At 70.4% G+C, this 3,000-nt stretch carries 2 protein-coding genes; both read left to right on the plus strand.

Annotated features, from left to right (window positions below):
• Positions 1-72 precede the first annotated feature (72 nt).
• Positions 73-714 carry a class I SAM-dependent methyltransferase gene (locus ABZ749_RS32830; RefSeq protein ID WP_357234741.1) on the plus strand — a complete coding sequence of 214 codons (642 nt, stop codon included), beginning with the start codon at positions 73-75 and terminating at the stop codon, positions 712-714.
• A gap of 108 nt (positions 715-822) precedes the next feature.
• On the plus strand, positions 823-2,394 hold the full coding sequence (locus ABZ749_RS32835; protein ID WP_357234744.1) for an MFS transporter: 1,572 nt from the start codon (positions 823-825) through the stop codon (positions 2,392-2,394).
• The last annotated feature ends 606 nt before the right edge of the window (positions 2,395-3,000 follow it).

Here is a 3,000-nt window from a genome sequence, read left to right on the forward strand (position 1 = left end):
TCTCAACGCCGACCTCGTCGCCGAGGACACCGACCGGGCGGTCGCCCGGCTGACGAACGAGGAGAACCTCCGATGACGCACAGCTTCGACAAGGACTACTGGCAACAGCACTGGCAGCAGACCCACGGCGACAAGCCCGGCTCCATGGCCGGCAACCCACCCAACCCCTACCTCGCCCAGGAGACCGCCGGCCTGGCACCGGGCACCGCCCTGGACGCCGGGTGCGGCGCCGGCGCCGAGGCGATCTGGCTCGCCTCCCACGGCTGGCAGCTCACCGCCGCCGACATCTCCGCCGACGCCCTCGCCCGCGCCGCCGACCGCGCCACCGCCAGCGGGCAGACGGAGTCCATCCGGTGGGTGGAGGCGGACCTGACCGCCTGGGAACCGGCCATGCGCTTCGACCTGGTCACCACCCACTACGCGCACCCCGCGATACCCCAACTGGCCTTCTACCAGCGCATCTCCGACTGGGTGGCGCCCGGCGGCACCCTGCTGATCGTCGGGCACCTGCACACCGGCCACGGCCACGGGCACGGGCACGGGCATCAGCATCCCGCCGAGGCGACGGTCACCCTCGCCGACATCACCGCCGTCCTGAATGCGGCCGACTGGGAGATCGTCACCGCCGAGGAGCACCGGCGCCCGGCGCCCGGGCCCGGCGGCCATGCGGTCTCGCTGCACGACGTCGTCGTGCGCGCCACCCGCCGCCCCTGAACCACTTTCTCTGCGACGCCGGGACCGAGGTCCACCCCGGCGCCGTACCCCATCGCGCCCTTTTTGGAAGGAACCCCGCGCATGCCTGCCCTCGACAGTTCCCCACGCGTGAGCGTCCCCGACGCGACGATTCACGACCCGCGCCAGCGTCGCGCGATCCTGATCGCGGTGTGTATCGCTCTGATGGCGGTCATCGCCTCGGTCTCCGGGCTCAACGTCGCCCAGCCGCAGGTCGCCGTCGCGTTCGACGCCTCGCAGAGCACCGTCCTGTGGATGATCAACATCTACACCCTCAGCCTGGCCGCGCTGCTGCTCCCGCTCGGCGCCCTCGGCGACCGGGTGGGCCGCAAACCGATCCTGCTCGCCGGCCTCGCCCTGTTCGGCGTCGCCAGCGCGGCGGCGGGCCTGGCCACCTCATCCGAGATGATGATCGCCGCCCGGCTGTTCGCCGGCGTCGGCGCCGCCCTGATCATGCCGGTCACCCTGGCCGTCATCACCTCGACGTTCCCCGACGAGGAACGCTCCAAAGCCATCGGTGTGTGGACCGGCGTCGCCGGCGGCGGCGGCATTCTCGGCATGTACCTGTCCGCGGTCCTCGTCGACTGGGCGAACTGGCGGTGGCTGTTCCTGCTACCGGTCGTGCTCGTGGCCGCAGCCGCCGTCACGGCCCTGCGAGCCGTCCCGAATTCCCGCGAGACGTCGCAGCACAGCTTCGACATGGTCGGGTCCCTGACGTCGGCGATCGCCGTGGTCGCGCTCATCTACGTCCTGCACGAAGGCCCGGTCCACGGCTGGACCTCGCCCGTCTCCGTGGCCAGCCTGCTCGTCGGCGTCGTCGCCGCCATCGGGTTCGTGGCCTGGGAACTACGCCGGGCGGCGCCCCTGCTCGACGTGCGCCTGTTCCGCGACCGGCGCCTCGCCAGCGGCTCGCTGGCACTGCTGGCACTGTTCGGCGTCCAAGCCGGGATCTTCGTCGTGCTGTTCCCCTACTTCCAGGCCGTTCTCGGCTGGTCCGGACTGCGCTCCACCCTCGCGCTCATGCCCATGGCAGCGATGATGATGCTCGCCTCCGGACTCGCCCCCCGAGTGGCCGCCCGAGCCGGAGCTCGCGCAACGATGGCAGCCGGAATCCTGCTCGGCGGCGCCGGCCTGGCGCTGATGGCCACCCTCGTCTCCGTCGACGGCGGCTACCTCGCCATCCTGCCCGGCATGCTCGCCATGGGACTCGGCATGGGCCTGACCCAGACCCCCTCCACCGAGGCCATCACCTCCGCACTGCCCCGCGAACGTCAAGGCGTCGCATCCGCCCTCAACGACGTCACCCGAGAATTCGGCACCGCCCTTGGCGTCGCCCTGCTCGGAGCAGTCCTGATCGCCGGCTACCGCAACGCCATCAACGGTCGCCTCGACACCATCCCGGCCGACACCGCTGACACCGCCCGCGAAGGCATCGCCAACGCCATCGCCACCGCCGACACCGCCGACACCCAGGCACCCGCACTCATCCGCGCCGCCCAGGAAGCGTTCGTCGACGGCTGGCAACAAGCCATGTGGGCGGGAGTCGCCGTCATGACGATCCTGCTCGTCTACGTCCTGGCCCGGGGCCCTCAAGGAACCGCGCCGATCACACCGGCAACCGCCGCATCGAACTCGGCCAGCGAGGCCACCCTCGCCGGGTAGCACCAGCCTGGCACACGCCGCGATCCTGCAGCCAGACGCCGTCCCGCTCGTCCCCATTCTCCTCAAGGGCCCACCCCCGGTCAGCTGCTTACCGCGCTGGCCGGGGGCCAGCCGCAACGGCCGGTAGCCGTCGGTGTCGAGCTGGGCGAGCTCGCCGTCAATGTCGACGGAGTGGGTGCCGTAGAAGTGCACGATCCCCGAACCACCGCCGCGATCGCGATCGCGAGCAGTCCCGGCAGCGGATGGATCCGGCCGCCAGCGTCCCGTGGGTCCGGAACCCGGGGCGAGGGCCTGCAGCAACCCTGGCGTGCCCTGTTTCAACAGCGGCAAGATGCGCTGCTGCACCGCTCGCGACTCCTGCGTGACAAGACGCCTTTGATAAACAGCCTGAGGCCCGGCTACCTGAACGGCATTGATCGAGGTCTTGACTCTATGCGCCGCCCTGCTCATGATTTACTTCGGCGGTCCAACAGTGAGGGTCAATGTGATGACGCAGGTAGAGCCACCGGTAGGAGGCCAGCCACCAGCCGTCACTCTCAGCGAGCTTGGACACAATGGCCGACTCGCGCGTGCCAAATCAGGCACGAGGGATTGGCTGAAACGTGG

The sequence above is a fragment of the Micromonospora sp. NPDC047753 genome (genome assembly GCF_040642735.1).
Lineage (GTDB): Bacteria > Actinomycetota > Actinomycetes > Mycobacteriales > Micromonosporaceae > Micromonospora.